We start from the raw sequence: 17,471 nt of genomic DNA on the forward strand, positions 1-17,471 counted from the left end.
GAATCGCCATGAACATTTCACTGCGTTTCACCCTGGTACTACTGGGTCTGGCCAATCTTCCGGCCCTGGCCCTGGAGCAATCCCAGGAACAAACCATGCCTCGGACGCAGGCCTCCAGCCTGAATTGCCAGCCCCCCAGCACGGCGCCGGCGGCCAACGCCAGCCAGGACCTGTTCGATCAATACAGCTGGCAGCTGTTCATCGCCGTGAACTGGCCCGCCCAGGCAGGGCAGCGCGGGGATCCCGACTGCAGCAAGCAACCGGGGGACCCTGGCTACACCGTCTGGCAGACCTACAAGACCGTGGCAGAAACCTTCCTGCCACGGGGAGCCGATCCAGGCCCCTGGAACACCCCGCAACTGGCCAAGAGCCTGGGCATCATCAACATCGCCGCGCTGAAGAACAGCTCCCAGGTAAATGCCGTCGACCAGGCCGTCGGCGGCTGGCTGATCGACCAGGCCGGCAACCCGACCTACTACGACATCTCGGCCAACGAGACCTCCTACAACTACATCGTCGCCAACCAGTTCTATAACGCCGACGTGGTGTCCAAAGCCAACAACATCAACTTTCCCTACGGGGTCATCGAGGTCAAATCGAGCTGGCGCATCCTCACCCCCCATGACAATGCCAGCCGCTACCTGACCATGCTTGCGCGCGTAGCCACGTTCGACGACCAAGGCCAGCGCACCGGCGTCACCGAGGCCTACCTGGGCCTGGTGGGGTTGCACATCATCACCAAGGTGAACGGTTATCCGCAGTGGATCTGGTCGACCTTCGAACAGATCGACAACGTTGCGCCCAAAGTGCTCGTAAACGGCGTATGGGTCGACCAGCCGGCAGCCGGCACGGCCTATTCCTACTTCAACCCCAACGCGCCGGCAGCCAGCCTCAACCAGTCACCCTGCGACTGGCAGACCCAGGGCGCGCACCTGGTCTGCGTGCCCAAACCCGGCACCACCTTCCAGACCCCGAACCCGTTGAACCGGTTCACCCCGATCGCCGAGGTCACCAACCAGGTCAACGCCCGTTACCGCAGCGACCCGGACCTGCAACGCAGCGTGTTGAAGTACTACCAACTCATCACCACCCAGCGCCCGCTGATGCCGGACAACCCCAGCAATCCACTGGGCCAGCCGACCCCCGCCCTCTCGGCCAACGTGACCATGGAAAGCTACATCCAGCCCAACAGCAGCTGCATGAACTGCCACTCCATGGCGACCCCGGTCAAGAGCCCCTACAAGTCCGATTACTCCTACCTGTTCAAATTCGCCAATTCGCCTGTCGGCAAAACCATCAAGGACGAGGAATAACTCATGAGCATCCTGAACGGACCACGGCTGAATTTCTGGGGCGGCATCCGCACCGACGTCAGCCTGCCAAACAACTCCCCGACCATTCCCTACGATGGCAACGATGACTGGCCGCTCTTCGACCTGACCACCTCGACCCTGGCACCCGGGGCCGAGTCCTACACCGACGACCAGTTGAACAACATGATCAATGCCCCCGCCCCCATCGGCCACCAATACACCGCCGGGGGCTGGAATCACTACGGCCAGCATGTCGTCGACATGCAGAACGCCCTGATCAGCTCCCAGGGCATCCCCGGCAGCATCAACACCACTGGCGACCTGGTGGGCCAGGCCGTCTATCTGCTCGGCTCGGTGGACCCGGTGACCGGCCAGGGGCCCGTCTCCGGCCCGATGATGGTGGACCTGGACCCCACCGCCTCGACGACCACCCAGATCTTCGTCGGCGGCCTGCAAATCGGCGGCAACGACAACATCCAGTTGCTGATTCGCAGCGACACCGTGTGCAGCAGTTTCTACATGAAGAAGCGTGTGCTGGAACCAGAGCAAATGGATGCCCCGGGCTCCTTCCGCTTCAGCGGCACATTTCAGCTGACCTTCCCCCTGAGTAGCGTCGTCAACTGGAACCAGAACAGCAGTGGGCTGCGTTCGATCATCCAAGCGCCGGGCGCAACGGGTATCGTCCTGCGTTTCGTCATGTTCGAGATGTGTCCCGCGATGACCACCGAGCAACTGGACGCCGACTACGCCGCTGGCCGGTACACGCCCAACCCGAGCATCGGCAGGGTCATCGGCACACTGGCCCCGGCCTTCGCCGACGAGCCGCTGAACTGCCAGCCGGGCCGGCAACTGATTAACCAGTGCACGGGGAACGCCGGCTATGCCGAACTGAGTGACAGTGGCCTCCTGAGCATCGACATGGTGAATGTCATTCCGAAGAAAACCTTCCGGTCTGTCCGGGACGATATCACCAGCCCCATCGGGCCCAACGCCGATTACGGGACCGTGACCATCAGCGCCGGCACCACCACCCTGACCACATTGGACCCGACCAGCAGTCCCTTGGTTGACTACTACGTGTACGGCGGCATCGTCGACGTGCCCCTGACCACCAGTCAGCAGCAGACGGTGCGGACCACGGCACTGGCCATTACCGCGCCCGACAAGGTTTGCAACACCACACTTAATGCCACCGAATCGACCTATCGGATCTATGCCGACCAGCGTAACGTCTACCTGGAGGACTACCCCAACGGCCTGTCGATCACCCTGCAGGTCCGGTACCTGGGCGGCGCGGTGACCAGCACCACCGAAATCGGCCTGAAGGCGGCGGCCCCCGCGGTCTATGATCAACCGCAATACTGGGACTTCCTCGACTTCCCTGATTCGTTGACCGTCGACAATGGCCAGCTTTCCGTCAGCTTCCCGGTCACCCTCAAGCCGGGCAGCGCCGCTCAAGCGGGGTTTGTTGCCCTGACCTGCACGGTCAACAATTTCCCCAGCAGCGCTTACTTCACCAACTTTCGCAAATACGCCCAGACCGACTTCGGCATCCCCCAGGGCACGACCATCACCTGGCCGCTGATGTACCCCAACGTGCTGCGCTTTCACTACCTGGCCTTCCCCGCCATGTCGCGCTATATCCCGCTGAATCAGCCCGACGCCATCATGGGTGCCAAGAACCCCATCCTGGCCCGCACCTCGGATGCGTACAAAGGCACCACGCTGTTCATGCCGGTGGTGCGCTCGATGTCGCCCTGCCAGCGGGCACTGCTGCGGGCCTACCTCACCGGTGAACCGTGGCAACCGCCGCAATGACCGCGTCCCCCTTTTGTTCACGGAGAGAGCCTATGTCAGTTCCCCTTCAGATCCCCGCACACCCGGAGGAAAGCCTGCGCCCCAGCACTCTTGTCGCCGAGGACCTGCTGAACCCTCGTGGCCTCTGCCTGCAAGCCGACGGCAGCCTGCTGCTCACCGAAGCAGGTTCCGGGTTGCCCGACCAACCTTTCAGCGGCCGTATCAGTCGACTGCGCCCGGATCCCCAGCGACCCGGCGCCTACCTGCCCCGCGAAACACTGGCGCAAGGGTTTCGCGCCATGAACATGCAGGCACGTATGCTGCGCGATGAAATCATGGGGCTGTCGGATATCGCCTGCGGTGACGGACGCTGTCTGGTCAGCCAGACCGATTACGTCGCGGGTTCCAAACTGCTGGACCTGCAATTCACGCCGCCCGAGCCGGTCTTCCATAGCCGCGGCAACCTGAATGCGCTGTGCTACCACCCGACCCGCCGCAGTTGGCTGGCCGTCAAGCCCGATACCAATCAGTTGGTGGAGTTCGTCACGGGCCAGCAAGAGCGCGTGCTGGCTCAACTGCCCGAACTGGATCAAGGCCAGGAAGCCGTTCCCGTGACCCTGGTGTACGAACCGGCGACAGACGCTGTGCTGATCAGTCTGTTCTCGGGGGAACTGCACGGCGACCCGAGCCGCAAGGGCATCGACTTTGCCGAAAAGGCCGGCCAGGTGATCCGGGTCTGGACCGCCAGCGCCGAGATCGACATCCTGATTCGCGGCCTGCAACTGCCCACCGGGCTGGCACTGTGCCCCAACGGCCAACTGCTGGTGCTGGAACTCTGCGAGCGCTTGCAACAACCCCTGCTCCCCGACTGGAACGGCGAACCCCTGCATGGCGGCTTTACCCGGTTCAGTGGACGACTGCTGGGCTGCGACTTGCAAACAGCCCAGGTCACGGTGCTTGCCCGAGGCTTGGATACCCCGTCCAACCTGTGCCTGTTACCCGACGCGGTACTGGTCAGCGAAGGCATGGGCCTGGTCGGGCGGCCACTGCCCACGCCAGAGGAAAACGTGGTGCCGTTACGCGGCAGGCTTCGTCGGGTGCATCTCTGATAGAACACCGGCCGGGTGCACAGCCCGGCCGGTGACCCAGGTGCCATCCAGCACTCGATTCAGCCTGCGGTAACGGTCATGCCGCCGTCGGCCATGACCACCGCACCGACCACAAAACTCGCGCGATCGGAGGCCAGGAACGCAACCACCTCGGCAATTTCTTCCGGCCGTGCGGCCCGGCCGATGGGCGCGGCTTCACCGTGCTGGGCGAGGAACGCCGGACCGTCCTCGACCACGTCATTGAGAATGTTGGTGACCACATCGCCAACACCGATGGCATTGACGCGAATGCCATGCTCGATGACTTCCAGTGCCAGGGTGCGCGTCAGTTGCGCCAGGGCACCTTTGGACGCGGTATAGGCGGCAATGGTCGGGAAGGCAAAATAGGACGCGTAGGACGCAATGTTGACGATGGCCCCCGCCTTGTTCGGCATCATCGCCTTGACCGCTTCGCGTGAATGCAGGAAAGCGGCCGTGGCGTTGACCGCCTGGATGCGCTCCCAGTCCTGGCGCGTCATGTCGATGACGAGTTTATTGATGATGATCCCGGCATTGTTGACCAGGATATCCAGCCGGCCGAACTGCTCGACGGCCAGGCCGACAGCGCGCTCGGCGGCGCCATCCGCGGTGATGTCGGCCTCCAGCGGCACCAGCCCGGGACGGGCCAGCTCATGGACGGCGGGGTTGATGTCTTCGGCGATTACCTTGGCGCCGCGGGCATGCAACAGCAATGCGATGGCCTTGCCGATGCCACTGGCGGCGCCAGTGACCAGTGCAACCTTGCCTTGGACTTCGTGGGGAATGTTGTATTGGATATCGGTCATGATCGCTCTCCTGCGTGAGCGGGCAGACGAGACATTCGCCCGCCCGGCGCCCGTGGGCGCTGTCGTTATCGACGACTTCACTTTCTCGCAATGGCGACGGCCAGGCTTTCGCAGGCTTGCTGGGACTGTCGGGGTTTTGCGCAAATGTGACCATAGAGAGCTCTCGCCGGGCTCTGTAGGCGCTGGCGAAGCCTGCGATCTTTTGATCTTGATCTTGATCTTTCACTTGAGATTCAAGTGTCTGGGGAAAGATCGCAGCCTCGTTGCACTCGACAGCGCCTACAAGGTCAGGAACAGCGCGGAGGTCCAGACCCGTGACTGATCCCGCTGGCGGGCACAGATGAACAAGGGGTGTTCACGCCCTGGATCAAGCCCCAGACGGGCCAGGTCTATGCGTCCCTGCAATTCACGGGGTAACGCCGCAGCGGTCATCCGTTCCAGGGACAGCTTCAACTCCGCGCCCGGCAACTCTTCGACCACTTGCGATTGCGCCAGCAACTCATCGCCGGACAGCGCCATCACCACCGTCGGTGCGTGTACGTAAGGTTGCGGTTCGGACGGGTCGCCGACCTTGATGTAATTGTCGATACGGCTGTGGATCTGCAGCGTGGCGCCGGCCAGTTGCGACAGGTCGATTTCGATGCTGTCGGTATCGCCGTTGGTGTCGGTGCGAAACGCCAGGACCGTGGCGTCCTTGCGCCATACGGTCTGCTCGGGATGGTCGAGGCCCAAGGCGCGAAAACCATTGATGACCGCGCCGGTGATGCGGATTTCGCCAGTCCAGTACGCGCCGCGATAGCGGTCCTTGATCCGCGCACCACCCAGGCGCAGGCGAATGCGTTGGGCGCAGAAACCCAGTTCCTGGTGCAGGTTGCGAGACCAGATCAACTGGTCGCCATCGAACAGATCGACCTGCTCCCACCCTGCCTCCCCCAGCAGTCGATAGTCCAGGGAGGCATTCGAATCGGCAGTGAAGACTTCACCCATGACGTGCTTGCCCTGGCGCAGGCTGGCGAACGAACGCTCACCCGTCGTGGCGAAGGTACGGCGGGCGCGCAAGGCCTTGCCGACGCTGGCGCGGTCGAAAGCCTCGGCGACCACACCCGTCAACCCGCCACGGGAGCCGAACACCGCCGTGGCCGGAACGCCGCCACCGCAGCGGCCCTGGTGCTCATCGCTGTTCGCCGCGGCGCCAACCCGATAGCCACGCTGCAGCGCTTCGGCGTAGACCCAATGGAACTGGCCCCAGGCCGAACCCACCTCGATCAGCCGCTCGAGTTCCGGGTGATGCCAGTCGAGGTTGCAACGGCGTCCGCCGACATGGGGCATCATCAGATGGCCTTCGGGGTCCTTGGCATAGGCGGCGTACAACTCGTCAACCGGCCAGGCGCCAGGCTTGATGGTGCCGGCGGTGAACTCGTTCCATTCGAAGGAACGCACCAGTCGCCCTTGATTGTCGAAGGGGAACTCGGGTTTGCGGTCATGCAGGAATACGACGTTGCGGTCGCCGCCCGCACAAGAGTTACCGCACCATTCGGTTCCGGGATAACACACGAATCGGCCCGGCTCATTGAGCTCGTGGATCAGCTTGACCGCCTGATCCCAGCGTTGCTCGGTGATATTGAAGTCATTGGCGGTGTACCCGAGGACGTCGAGCCCGGCGACATCGCGACCGTAGCTGAGGTTGTACAACGTGTCGTTGGTGCCCACCGTGTCATCGGAGTGCACATGCAGGTCGGCGTAGAGCGGGCGCAACGCTGTACCGGCCGGGTCGACAGTGACGAAGGCCTGGGCCCCGTCGACAAAAGGCGCCGCCACGCTGGCGGACAAACGCCACTCGCCCACGGCGCCGAGGTCAAGCGCCTCGAGCCGGGCCGTCGCCCAACCTTCGGACGCCAGCGTGAACGGCTGCCGACGCTCGCCGCCCTCCGGATCGACCAGGGTCAGTACACCCTCGAGCGGCAGGTTTCGGCAGGTGTTGCCCCAGGCATCATCCACCCGCAAGAGGACATCGAAGGCTTCCCCGGCGCTGACTAGTCGAGGCACGATCAGTTGCACGCGCTGCGCCGGTCCCGGCACTATGTCCAACAAAGGATCGCCCGGCACTTCGGCAAATTTCGAACTGCCCAGCGGGTCGATGAACAGGCGGAAACGGAAGTCCTTCTCGACGAAACTCTGCACCCGCGTCCCCGCCCCGCCCTGGCGTCGGTCCCCCAGACGAATGATGACTTTATCCCCCGGGTTCAGGTACCCGTCGATGATGTCGATGATGATCGCTTTCTGAAATGGCCGTTCATGGCCCTTCTGGTCGAATCGCACCTTCAAGTGCTGCACCGTGGCCTGGCTCTGGCCGGGGACCAGCTCCCCGGCCTGGTATTCGGCGCTGACATAGTTGGGGCCGGCCGGGTTCGAGGTCTGGAACAAGGCCCAGTCGGAATAGAACTTGAAGGCCAGCTTGAGCCACGCGCCGTCGGCCAGGCCGCTGCCACCGACCTCGTAGACCAGGGTGATTTCATCCCACTGCCCGGCGACCAGCGTGTCACGGTCGCAGTGGACGCTGCCCAGGAACGGACGTTTCTTGTTGCGTTCGTACAGGCCTTGTGGGGCGATGTAATGCCCGGCTTCGCGGGGATCGAAAACGTTACTCACATGACACCTCGTGCAGTGGTCCACTGAAGGGTTCGAATACGTGGGGCGATGCTTATTGCACGCGCCATTGCTGGTAGTGACGCTCGATGCGCCGGAACACAAAACTTTCCATGAGCCAGGCAATCAAGCCGATCACGACAATGCCCAGCAGCACCTGGCTGCTGTTGCCGATCTGCCCGCCCGTGGCGACCATCCAGCCGATGCCTCGGGAAGCGCCGATCATTTCCGCCGCCACCAGCGCCCGCCAGCCCTGGCTGAAGCCGATGCGCAAGGCGGCGGTCACGAACGGCAACGAGGCCGGCAAATAGACGTGGGCCAACAGTTGCCAGGCGTTGGCGCCCAAGGTCCGTGCCGCGCGAACTTCACCGCCGCGGATGCTCTGCACGCCCTCCTGGATGGTCACCGCCATGGGAAACATCGCGGCAATGAAAATCACCAGCACGATGGAGACATAACCCAGGCCGAAAATGATCATGATCAGCGGCGCCCAGGCAATCGGCGGGATGGCCATGAACAGGCTGTTGAGCGGCGAGATGAAATCGCGAAAGCGCGAGGACAGGCCCGCGGCCGTGCCCAGCAGGAGCGCAACGATCACCGCGGCGCAAAAACCACCCAGCTCTTCCAGCACACTGGCCTGCAGGTGCTGCCACAGCGAACGGTCACCCAGCCAGCGCAGCGCCTCGCGGGCAACGTCCCAGGGCTGCGGCAGGATGTAGGTGGGAAAGCGGCTCGCCAGGGCGATCCAGATCAACAACAGGAATGGCAGCGACGCCCATCCCCAATTCGGTTTTGGCAAGGACATGACGGACTCAGTGCGCGGCTTTTTCCAGGTAGGAGGTATCCACGATCTGTTCGGTCTTGAGCGTGGTGTCGATAAAACCCAGGTCGTGGGAGTAATCCATCAGGCGCTGGATGAACTGGATGTCCGTCGCCTGCAAGTCCGCCGACCAGCCCAGGCGGGTCCGGGCCTGGGCGACGATGGCTTCGGGGGCGATGGTCTTGCCGTCCGGGCCTTGCACCGCTTCGAGCTTGAACGCCTCGGCGATGAGCCGGTTCGATTCGGCGGGATGTTCGTTGAGGAAAGCGATGGCCTTGCGATGGGCGCGCAGCAGCTTCACCACGTCATCCGGGCGCTCCTGCAAGGTTTTCGGCAAGGCGATCACCACGTACCACGGGTACTGGGGCAGCGCCTGGTTGACGTCCAGCAGGATCCGGCTCGAACCGCGCAACACCGACTGGCTGACGAAGGGTTCCCAGGAAAATGCCGCGTCGACGATGCCACGCTCGAGGGCGGCGTTCATGTTGCCCGGCGGCATGTCGATGATGTCCAGGTCCTTGTCGGGATCGAGCCCGGCCTTTTCCTTCAGGACATAACCGCGCAGCAGCACATCCATGCCACTGCCCTTCTTGACCCCGGCGAGTTTTTTCCCCTTGAGCGCTTCCAACTGGGTGATCGGACTCTTGGCGTCGACGATCACCGCGGCCTGGCCGTAATTGACCTTCGCCAGGATCCGGCTTTGCAGCCCGCGGGAAAACCACTGGTACACCGGTGGGGTGCCGACATAGGCCACGTCCAGTTCACCGGCGGCCAGTGCCTGCTGGATCACCGGGCCATCGCCCAAGGCCTTGAGGTCGACGTTCAAGCCTTCTTCGCGGTAGTAACCTTGTTTGTCGGCGATCAACGCCGGGGCGTTGGCCATGGCGAAGACATAACCCACACGCAAGGGTTTCGCCTCGCCCGCCACGGCGAATGCGCTGCCTGCCAACGTGGCGGCAGACAATGTGAGGGCAAGCAGCGAACGTTTGATCATGCTGTCAGCTCGAGTCGAGGGGTGGGATGAACCGTGGTGTCGCAGGCGTCCATCACCTGGGCAATGCGCGTCATCAGCTCATTGCGGTAATCGAGGAACGCCGGCAGGCGACGGGTTTTCAGGTTGCTGCGGGGACGCGGCAGGTGGATCTCCAGCTCGCTGTGAATGCCCCCGGGGGCGATGTTGAGCACGATGACCCGATCGGCCAGGAACACCGCTTCATCGATGTCGTGGGTAATGAACAACACCGTCTGGCCCAGTTCGGCCCAGATGCGCAACGTCTCTTCGTTCATGCTGTTACGGCTGATGGCATCGAGCGCGGCGAACGGCTCATCCATCAGCAATACGCTGGGTTCCAGTGCCAGGGTCCGGGCCAGGGAGACGCGCTGCTGCATGCCACCGGAAAGCTGGTGCGGCAGCCGATGCGCCGCACTCTCCAGGCCGACCAGGCGCAGGTACTGCAATGCCTGTGCACGCTGCTGCGCTTCGTCGGTGCGGGCGCTCATCCGCAGACCAAAACGGACGTTCTCCAAGGCGCTCAACCAGGGAAACAATTGCGGCGCCTGGAACACATAACCCAACTCCGAACGCTCCGGGCGTACCGCTGTCTGGTTGATGGTGATGCGGCCACTCTGCGGTTGCACGAACCCTGACAACAGGTTCAGCAAGGTGGTTTTCCCGCAGCCGGATGGCCCCAGGATCGCGACGAACTCGCCGGGCCTGGCGTTCAGGCTGAAAGAAGAAAACACGCGGTGCCCATTGGGGTAGCTGAAGCTGATGTCATCGACCGTCAGAGCGTCGGCTTGCGGCTGCGGGTAAGGGAGGGTTTTGAGCATGGCAAGTGTCGTCAGGTCGTTTACAATGGGAATGCCTGGCATAATACGTATTAATACAAGTTGTCCCAATAACCTATTTTTATAACCTTAGAAGTGAAGGCACCCTGCCCCACTCAAGGCCATGGAAGCTGACAGTGTCCACCTCCATTCTTCGCGACAGCACCACCTCGCTCTACGAGCAGATCGCCCATCAACTGCTGGAAGAAATCCAGCGCGGCGACTACGAACCCAGCGGCAAGCTTCCGTCCGAGGCGCAGTTGGGCGAACGGTTCGGGGTGAGCCGCGTCACGGTTCGCCTGGCGGTGGGCAAGCTCAGCGACGATGGCGTTGTGGAACGCAAGCAAGGCAAAGGCACCTTCGTGGCGGCCAAGCAAGTACGCCATGGCCTGGATGCGCTGCGCAGCTTTCATGAGGCGTTGTTGCTGCAAGGGCTGCAACCGAGCATGCAGGTGCTCAGCCATGCCCTGCGGCCTGTCCCGGAAACCCTGCGGGGTCTGTTTGAGCAAGCCCACGACTGCCTGCTTCTGGAGCGACTGCACTTGGTCGATGACGAACCCATCGCACTGGGACGCAGCCACCTGCCGGCAGAGTTGGCCAGCGTGGCCTGGGCTGAGGTCGAACATCAGCCGATCTATTCCATTCTCGAGTCGATCACCGGCCTGGCGGTCAGCCGCGCCGACCTGGCCATCCGTGCACAGGAAGCCGACAAAAGCCTGGCCAGTGCGCTGCACGTCAAACGCGGTGCCGCGCTGCTGGTCATGGAGCGCACGTCCTATTTCGCCGATGGCCGTTGCTGCGACCGCACGACGTTTTTCATCCGCCCGGAACGCTATGCCTTCGTGCTCAGTGGGGTGTTCAAATCCAATAGCGCCAATTGATAGGATTCAAATTGGCGCAACGGTTGGGCCCGGCCTGACAAAACACTGTTCTGTAACCGGTCGCCCCCATTGCTGCCCCTCTTGCTCCTGCTCCAACCTGAAACCGAACGCTTCATACAGCTTGCGAGCAGCGTCGAGCCCCTGGAACGTCCAGAGGATCGTTGAATTAAAGCCCCACTCGTCGCAGAACTTCATCGCTTCGGCCAACAGGCGCCTGCCAGCGCCCTTGCCGCGCGCCGAATCATCCAGGATGAAGCAGCGCAGCACCGCACTGCCGCCCTCGCCTTCACCGTCGATGGCAATCGAACCGACTATTCGTTCGCCATCCAGGACTACCCAGACCTCATTGCGCGGATTGTGCAGGCGCCCCATCAGCTCGGCCATGTCCGATGCAACCAGGCTCTCGAACGACTGGCCGAAGTTCGAATGCCTGGCGTAATAGTCCGCATGCATTTGCACAATGCGGCCAATGACGCCAGGACGGTAGCCACGCGCAATCTCCAACTGCGCCGGCGCGGGCGGCGCTGTACCGAGCCGATGGGCGTGTAGCGCGCTGGCATAGCTGGCAATCCCCTCACTCACGGTCTGACACTGCCCATTGGATAAGTGAGACATGGCCGCGACAACCTGCTGCGTGGCGAAAGCATCGATGGTTCGGAGGGTGTTTTGCCCCTGGGCGGTGAGTCGCAATCTCTTGGCCCGCGCATCCAGTTCATGGGCAATTTCTTCGATCTCGCCGGCCTCGATGAGTTTGCGGACCATCCGGCTCACGCTGGATTTTTCCAGGCCGAGCATCTCGACAAGCTCGCCCGCGGTCAGGGATTGGCGATTGCCGAGCTCCACGATGGTGTGCACCGACGACGGCGGATAACCCGTCGCAGCCAACGTGGTATTCATGAACCCCAGTTCCCGCACCATGAGACGCGACGCCGAACGGATTTTCTCAATCAGGGCTGGTGGGCAATGGTTCATGGGGACCTCGGATGCGATGGGTATTTAGTTGTACCGCACAACTAAATACCCATCCGTGCGTTCAGTCAAGCTTTCCAGCCCGGATCCCAGGACAGCCACGCCGCGTATCGAATGGAGCATGGACCTAATGATCGCTATGGATGCTATTGACCCGACTGTCCGCCAGTTTGAACACCACGCGCTGGGGGTGGTTGATCGAGACCAGGTATTCCACGGGCTGCCCTTGGCGGTCGAAGATCACGCCCCGGTAGACCAGCGCGGCCGTCCCGGGCTCGACGTCGAGCAAACGGGCCTCCTGGTCGTTCATCGTGGCGATGCTCAGCGTGCCCTCGTCGCTTTCTATTTCGATCTGGTAGCGCGATAACAGCAATGCATACAACGAAGCCCCCTCGACCAGGTCTTCCGCCACCAGCTCCGGTGCCCGGGCGGCCGGGATGTAACTGGTCTCGATGCAGAATGGCTTTTGATCCACGGTGCGCAGGCGCCTGATAGTCAGCAAGGTGTCGCCTTCCTGGATCTTCAGCAGTTTCGCCACACGGGCACTGGCGTGGGTTTGTTCGAAGTAGAGCAATTTACTGCCTGGCCGGGCGCCAGCCTGCTCGACCACTTCAGCGATACCTTTGCGCGCGACGGTATTGAGCGGCCGCTCGACACCTGGCGCCGTGACAAAGGTGCCACGATTACCCCGACGCTCCAGGACCCCGCGATCGATCAGCGTCTGCAACGCCTTGCGCAGGGTCATCCGGCTGATCCCCAGGTGCTCGGCAAGATCCCGTTCCGCCGGGATCCGTTCAGTGGGCCCGAATTCCGGGCGTTCCAGCATCTCCAGCAAGGCCTGCACAGCCTGCCAGGCCACCTGCTTGCGTTCGGGCGCCAACAGCGCAACGTCGGAAGACTTTGGAGGCGTTACTTTCATGGTCTACATCCTGGATTATTTTTTCGACACTGCATTGCGACTGTGGAACCCCAGAATAATGTCGCAAACCCGCCAGCTTGATCATAAGCGGCAAAACCGCCTCGCAGAACACCGTAGAAATCCCGTAGGAAGCCTATTAGACCATGGGGAAAAATCCTTGTAATGGTATTTTTCATGGTATAGCTTTTGGTCTAAATCGTGTTCATGACAGCAGCATGAACCCTTTAACAAGGCCCAGGAGTTCACATGGCGATCCAGTTCAACCGGGAAGCATTCATCAGTTCCTTGCAGCAATCCGTGCACATCGTCGACGACGCCCAGCAGTTTGGCCAGGAGTTGGCCGCGCGGATCGACCGCATCTATTTCGTCAGCTGCGGCGCTCCCAACCGCATCATGCTCGGCCTGCAATACTGGCTTGAACGCTACAGCCACACGCTGGAAGTGCGTCGTTATTTCCCGGCCGACTTCATGGACATCGATCCACCGCGCCTGGATGAACGCACCCTGGTGGTCCTGGCCTCCAAGTCCGGAACGACCCAGGAAACCATCGCCGCCGCACGCTTTCTGCAAGACAAGCCCTGCCTCACCGTGGGCGTGACCCAGACCGCCGAGCTGCCACTGGCCCAGGCCGTCCAGCATTGCTTCCTGCTGGGACGTACCGATGAGGCGTACTTCGGTTGCTTCATGATCCTCCAGGCATTGGTCGGCGGGATCCTGGCCAAGCGCGAAGGCTGGCCGCTGCTGGACAAGCTCACCCGCTCGCTCAAGGCATTGCCAAGGGCCCTGGCCGATGCCGCGATCAATAATGACCAACGGGCAACCGAAGAGGCACGCCTCTACAAAGATGACCGCGTCATGTATTTCCTCGCTTCGGGCCCCATGTTCACCACAGCCTATGTGTTCGGCGTCTGCGTGGTCATGGAAAGCCAGTGGTTGCATTGCCTGCCGGTGGAAGCCGCGGAGTTTTTCCATGGTCCGTTCGAAGCCATCGATGCCACCACGCCCCTGCTCCTGTTGGTGGGCGAAGACCCCAGCCGGGCACAGATGGAACGCGTCGTGCGGTTCTGCCAGCGCTACACGGAACGGGTCATGGTCTATGACGCCAAGGACTTCCCGATGGAAGGTATCGACCCGGAGATCCGCGCCATTGTCGCGCCCTACATTGTCGGCATCGCCGTGGAACGCATCGCCGCCCACCTGGCGGTCTGGCACCAGCAGCCGCTGACGACGCGCCGCTACATGTGGAAAACGGAGTACTGAGCATGGCCAGCCTGATCGCGGTCGGCGACAACACCCTGGATGTGTACCTGGACCGGAACATCGAATACCCCGGTGGCAACGCACTCAACGTGTCGGTGTTTGCCGCCCGGCTGGGGGCTCTCAGTGCCTACCTGGGCTGCGTTGGCGATGACCGGCATGGCCGGTACCTGCTCGATTGCCTGCAACAGGAAGCGGTCGATGCTTCACGCTGCCGGACGTTATCGGGTGCCAATGGCTGGGCGTGTGTCGACAACGTCGAGGGCGAGCGAGTGTTTCTCGGCAGCGATCCGGGCGTGTGTCGCCAACTGCGACTCAATGCCGACGACCTGGCCTATCTCGCGAAATTTCCGCTGGCCCACAGCAGCCTCTACAGCGGTCTTGAGGGTCAACTGGGGCAGATTCGCCAGGCCAGCGGCTGCCTGTCATTCGACTTCTCCGACAACTGGGTGGAGTTCGATTGGCAGGCACTGATCCAGCAGGTGGACATCGCCTTCTTCTCGGCGGCCGACCTGTCAGCCAGTGAAGCCCGTGACCTGGCGGATTCGATGCGGGCGATGGGCCCGACGACGGTGGTCATCACCCGTGGTGCCCAGGGCGCCCTCGCAGTCGACGCACAGGGCGTGCATGAGCAAGCCGCGCGGCCCTGCGCGGTCGTCGACAGCATGGGCGCCGGCGACGGTTTCATCGCCGCGTTCCTGCTGGCATGGCAAGCCAGGCACACCCTTGCCGAGTGCCTTGCGCGAGGCGTCGATCATGCCGGCCAGGTGTGCAGCTGGGCCGGTGGCTTCGGCCATGGGCGGACCGTGGACAGCCAACGCGTTCAACAACTGAAACACGCCTTGAACATTCAAGGCTGATGCGTACTGCCCCGGGACCCTCCCGGGACGGCTCTACCAACCTGTCGTGGATACCCTGTCGATGAAAAAATATCTGATCGGTTTGATGCTCGTGGCCAGCCCGCTGATGTCCTGGGGGGCCAACGAAGAACTGCGTTTCGGGGTCGATCCCACCTACCCGCCCTTTGAGTCCAAGCGACCGGACGGCTCCCTGACAGGTTTCGATATCGAACTGGGCGAAAGCTTGTGCAGCGAATTGCAACGCCGTTGCGTCTGGGTCGAAAACGCCTTCGACGGCATGGTCTCGGCCCTCAAGGGCAGGAAGTTCGACGGGATACTCTCTGCCCTCTCGATCACTGAAGCACGCAAAGCCGAAATTGCCTTTTCCAACACCCTGTACGACACCCCGGCACGCCTGGTGGCCCCGCAAGGCAGTCAATTGCAACCGACGGCCGAATCCTTGCGCGGCAAGCGCATCGGCGTGCAGCAAGGCAGCGTGTTCGAGGTCTACGCCAAGCGGATGTGGGGCCTCAAGGGCGTGGAAGTGGTGCCCTATCAAAGCAGTGACTTGACCTATTCGGACTTGATCAACGGTCGGCTGGATGCGGCGTTCGACGACGCCATCGCCGTCTCCGAGGGCCTGCTGAAGAAGCCCGCAGGCAAAGGCTTCGGCTATGCCGGCGAGGTGGTCAAGTCACCGGAGATCTTCGGCCCGGGCACCGGCATCGGATTGCGTAAAAGCGATACCGCCCTGGCCGGGGAAATCAATCAGGCGCTCGAACGGCTCCACCGCAATGGTACCTACGAACGCATCGCCAGCAAGTACTTCGACTTCGACATCTCACCTAAGTGAACCAGCCGCGCGGAGCCTGAAAGCATGTTTCTCGAAGGGTACGGCTATCTCATTTTCCAGGGTGCGTGGCTGACCGTCCAAGTGGCCACGTGGGCCGCCTGCGTCGCCCTCGTGCTTGGCCTGCTCGGGGCCTTGGCGAAACTCTCGCCAGTGGCGCCGCTAAGGCTGGTCGCGACGGTCTACACCACACTCGTGCGCAGCGTCCCGGACCTGGTCCTGATGCTGCTGATCTATTACAGCGCGCAAATCGGAATCAACCAGATAGCCCAGGCGTTCGGCCGGGAATCGTTGCAGTTGAATCCCTACGGCACCGCCATCGGTACGCTGGGATTCATCTACGGCGCATACTGTGCCGAAACCTTTCGCGGCGCCTTCAGGGCTATCCCGTCAGGTCAATTGGAAGCGGCCCGGGCCTATGGCATGAGCCATTGGCAAGTCCTGCGGCGCATCCGCCTGCCGCAAATGATGCGGTTCGCATTGCCTGGCATCGGCAACATCTGGCAAGTGCTGTTGAAAAGTGCCGGCCTGATCTCGCTGCTGGGCCTCAATGACATGGTTCAGGTCGCCAAACAGGCGGGCAGCGCGACGTCAAGGCAGATGTTCTTCTATCTGGTGATTGCGGCGGTCTTCCTGGCTTTTGCGGTCCTGTCCAGCCTGGCCCTCAAACACCTTGAACGACGCTACAGCATCGAACCGCAGCGGAGCGTGTCATGATCGAGATACTGAAAGAGTTCGGGCCAAACTTCCTCTGGTCCGACGGTTACCGCTGGAGTGGCGTGTCCGTCACCCTGTGGCTTTTAGTGACTTCCGCCCTTATCGGCCTGGCCGCGGCGATTCCCCTGGCGCTGGTTCGCACCTATGGCAATCGTTGGCTGGCACTGCCTGTCCAGATTTATACCGTGGTGTTGCGCGGCACGCCGTTGTTCGTGCAACTGCTGATCATCTACAGCGGCCTGGCCAGCCTGAGCCTGATCAGGGAATCGCCGAGTCTGTGGTGGTTCTTCCGCGATGGCATGCATTGCGTGATCCTGGCGCTGGCCTTGAACACCTGTGCCTACACCGTCGAGATTCTCGCCGGCGTACTGCGCACCACCCCACGCGGTGAGATCGAGGCGGCGCTGGCCCTGGGCATGACCCAACGCCAATTGTTCATTCTGGTACTGATACCGAGCATGCTGCGCCGGGCACTCCCGGCCTACAGCAACGAAGTAATCTTTGTCCTGCACGCCACGGCAATCGCCTTTACCGCGACCGTTCCTGACATCCTTAAAGTCGCGGCAGATGTCAACGCTGCCACCTTCAAGACGTTCCAGGCCTATGGCATTGCCGCGCTGCTCTACATGTTGCTGGCGTGCGCACTGGTGGGTGTCTTCCGATTGGCTGAACGCCGATGGCTGGCCTATCAGCGATAACGAGG

Annotated in this window: 16 protein-coding genes; 9 read left to right on the forward strand and 7 right to left on the reverse strand. The window is 62.2% G+C overall.

Annotated elements, in window-relative coordinates:
* Window positions 1-8: 8 nt before the first annotated feature.
* From BLU85_RS00095 to BLU85_RS00105, 3 genes are read left to right on the forward strand one after another with little or no spacing between them, the layout of a single operon-like run.
* Window positions 9-1,313: a hypothetical protein gene (locus tag BLU85_RS00095; protein WP_092204350.1), complete on the forward strand. Its 1,305-nt coding sequence runs from the start codon at window positions 9-11 to the stop codon at window positions 1,311-1,313.
* Between the two features lie 3 nt (window positions 1,314-1,316).
* On the forward strand, window positions 1,317-3,131 hold the full coding sequence (locus tag BLU85_RS00100; protein ID WP_092204349.1) for a hypothetical protein: 1,815 nt from the start codon (window positions 1,317-1,319) through the stop codon (window positions 3,129-3,131).
* A gap of 32 nt (window positions 3,132-3,163) precedes the next feature.
* Window positions 3,164-4,219, forward strand: a complete 1,056-nt coding sequence (locus tag BLU85_RS00105) for a hypothetical protein (RefSeq protein WP_092204348.1) — start codon at window positions 3,164-3,166, stop codon at window positions 4,217-4,219.
* A 59-nt stretch (window positions 4,220-4,278) separates the two neighbouring features.
* Here BLU85_RS00105 and BLU85_RS00110 read toward each other — a convergent pair whose 3' ends face one another.
* The 5 genes from BLU85_RS00110 to BLU85_RS00135 form a co-directional block, all read right to left on the reverse strand.
* Complete coding sequence (locus BLU85_RS00110) at window positions 4,279-5,043, reverse strand: SDR family NAD(P)-dependent oxidoreductase (protein ID WP_092204347.1); 765 nt, start codon at window positions 5,041-5,043, stop codon at window positions 4,279-4,281.
* Window positions 5,044-5,322: 279 nt separating this feature from the next.
* Window positions 5,323-7,692, reverse strand: coding sequence for a CehA/McbA family metallohydrolase domain-containing protein (locus tag BLU85_RS00120; protein WP_092204345.1), 2,370 nt, complete (start codon window positions 7,690-7,692; stop codon window positions 5,323-5,325).
* Between the two features lie 52 nt (window positions 7,693-7,744).
* The gene (locus BLU85_RS00125; RefSeq protein WP_060741800.1) at window positions 7,745-8,494 is read right to left on the reverse strand and encodes an ABC transporter permease; all 750 of its coding nucleotides are present in this window, start codon (window positions 8,492-8,494) and stop codon (window positions 7,745-7,747) included.
* Between the two features lie 7 nt (window positions 8,495-8,501).
* On the reverse strand, window positions 8,502-9,503 hold the full coding sequence (locus BLU85_RS00130; RefSeq protein WP_092204344.1) for an ABC transporter substrate-binding protein: 1,002 nt from the start codon (window positions 9,501-9,503) through the stop codon (window positions 8,502-8,504).
* A complete protein-coding gene (locus BLU85_RS00135; protein WP_092204343.1) occupies window positions 9,500-10,339 on the reverse strand; it encodes an ABC transporter ATP-binding protein in 840 nt (279 codons plus the stop codon). The genes BLU85_RS00130 and BLU85_RS00135 overlap by 4 nt, the downstream gene beginning before the upstream one ends.
* A gap of 134 nt (window positions 10,340-10,473) precedes the next feature.
* On the opposite strand from BLU85_RS00135, the gene BLU85_RS00140 reads away from it, so the two are divergent.
* On the forward strand, window positions 10,474-11,217 hold the full coding sequence (locus BLU85_RS00140; RefSeq protein ID WP_092204342.1) for a GntR family transcriptional regulator: 744 nt from the start codon (window positions 10,474-10,476) through the stop codon (window positions 11,215-11,217).
* Between the two features lie 6 nt (window positions 11,218-11,223).
* On the opposite strand, the gene BLU85_RS00145 is transcribed toward BLU85_RS00140, so the two are convergent.
* Both BLU85_RS00145 and BLU85_RS00150 read right to left on the reverse strand, forming a co-directional pair.
* A complete protein-coding gene (locus BLU85_RS00145; protein ID WP_256572890.1) occupies window positions 11,224-12,135 on the reverse strand; it encodes a bifunctional helix-turn-helix transcriptional regulator/GNAT family N-acetyltransferase in 912 nt (303 codons plus the stop codon).
* 178 nt (window positions 12,136-12,313) lie between these two features.
* Entirely contained in the window at window positions 12,314-13,105 is a 792-nt protein-coding gene (locus BLU85_RS00150) for a GntR family transcriptional regulator (protein ID WP_092204340.1), read from the reverse strand.
* Window positions 13,106-13,351: 246 nt separating this feature from the next.
* Here BLU85_RS00150 and BLU85_RS00155 point away from each other — a divergent pair, with 246 nt between their 5' ends.
* The 5 genes from BLU85_RS00155 (at window position 13,352) to hisM (ending at window position 17,466) form a co-directional block, all read left to right on the forward strand.
* Complete coding sequence (locus BLU85_RS00155) at window positions 13,352-14,365, forward strand: SIS domain-containing protein (RefSeq protein ID WP_092204339.1); 1,014 nt, start codon at window positions 13,352-13,354, stop codon at window positions 14,363-14,365.
* A 2-nt stretch (window positions 14,366-14,367) separates the two neighbouring features.
* Complete coding sequence (locus BLU85_RS00160) at window positions 14,368-15,222, forward strand: PfkB family carbohydrate kinase (RefSeq protein WP_092204338.1); 855 nt, start codon at window positions 14,368-14,370, stop codon at window positions 15,220-15,222.
* A 61-nt stretch (window positions 15,223-15,283) separates the two neighbouring features.
* Window positions 15,284-16,054, forward strand: coding sequence for an ABC transporter substrate-binding protein (locus BLU85_RS00165; protein WP_092204337.1), 771 nt, complete (start codon window positions 15,284-15,286; stop codon window positions 16,052-16,054).
* Window positions 16,055-16,078: 24 nt separating this feature from the next.
* Window positions 16,079-16,768 carry an ABC transporter permease gene (locus BLU85_RS00170; RefSeq protein ID WP_092204336.1) on the forward strand — a complete coding sequence of 230 codons (690 nt, stop codon included), beginning with the start codon at window positions 16,079-16,081 and terminating at the stop codon, window positions 16,766-16,768.
* Window positions 16,765-17,466, forward strand: coding sequence for a histidine ABC transporter permease HisM (gene hisM / locus BLU85_RS00175; RefSeq protein ID WP_092204335.1), 702 nt, complete (start codon window positions 16,765-16,767; stop codon window positions 17,464-17,466). Before BLU85_RS00170 ends, hisM begins: the two co-directional genes overlap by 4 nt.
* Window positions 17,467-17,471 lie beyond the last annotated feature (5 nt).

Origin of the sequence: Pseudomonas sp. NFACC14 (assembly GCF_900106885.1) — a bacterium.
Classification (GTDB): domain Bacteria; phylum Pseudomonadota; class Gammaproteobacteria; order Pseudomonadales; family Pseudomonadaceae; genus Aquipseudomonas; species Aquipseudomonas fluorescens_AA.

Coding starts and splice junctions, on each gene's coding strand:
- BLU85_RS00150 (WP_092204340.1), bottom strand. CDS start 13,105: ATGAAAGTAACGCCTCCAAAGTCTTCCGACGTTGCGCTGTTGGCGCCC.
- BLU85_RS00160 (WP_092204338.1), top strand. CDS start 14,368: ATGGCCAGCCTGATCGCGGTCGGCGACAACACCCTGGATGTGTACCTG.
- BLU85_RS00100 (WP_092204349.1), top strand. CDS start 1,317: ATGAGCATCCTGAACGGACCACGGCTGAATTTCTGGGGCGGCATCCGC.
- BLU85_RS00125 (WP_060741800.1), bottom strand. CDS start 8,494: ATGTCCTTGCCAAAACCGAATTGGGGATGGGCGTCGCTGCCATTCCTG.
- hisM (WP_092204335.1), top strand. CDS start 16,765: ATGATCGAGATACTGAAAGAGTTCGGGCCAAACTTCCTCTGGTCCGAC.
- BLU85_RS00145 (WP_256572890.1), bottom strand. CDS start 12,135: ATGGTGCGGGAACTGGGGTTCATGAATACCACGTTGGCTGCGACGGGT.
- BLU85_RS00155 (WP_092204339.1), top strand. CDS start 13,352: ATGGCGATCCAGTTCAACCGGGAAGCATTCATCAGTTCCTTGCAGCAA.
- BLU85_RS00130 (WP_092204344.1), bottom strand. CDS start 9,503: ATGATCAAACGTTCGCTGCTTGCCCTCACATTGTCTGCCGCCACGTTG.
- BLU85_RS00095 (WP_092204350.1), top strand. CDS start 9: ATGAACATTTCACTGCGTTTCACCCTGGTACTACTGGGTCTGGCCAAT.
- BLU85_RS00135 (WP_092204343.1), bottom strand. CDS start 10,339: ATGCTCAAAACCCTCCCTTACCCGCAGCCGCAAGCCGACGCTCTGACG.
- BLU85_RS00110 (WP_092204347.1), bottom strand. CDS start 5,043: ATGACCGATATCCAATACAACATTCCCCACGAAGTCCAAGGCAAGGTT.
- BLU85_RS00105 (WP_092204348.1), top strand. CDS start 3,164: ATGTCAGTTCCCCTTCAGATCCCCGCACACCCGGAGGAAAGCCTGCGC.
- BLU85_RS00170 (WP_092204336.1), top strand. CDS start 16,079: ATGTTTCTCGAAGGGTACGGCTATCTCATTTTCCAGGGTGCGTGGCTG.
- BLU85_RS00165 (WP_092204337.1), top strand. CDS start 15,284: ATGAAAAAATATCTGATCGGTTTGATGCTCGTGGCCAGCCCGCTGATG.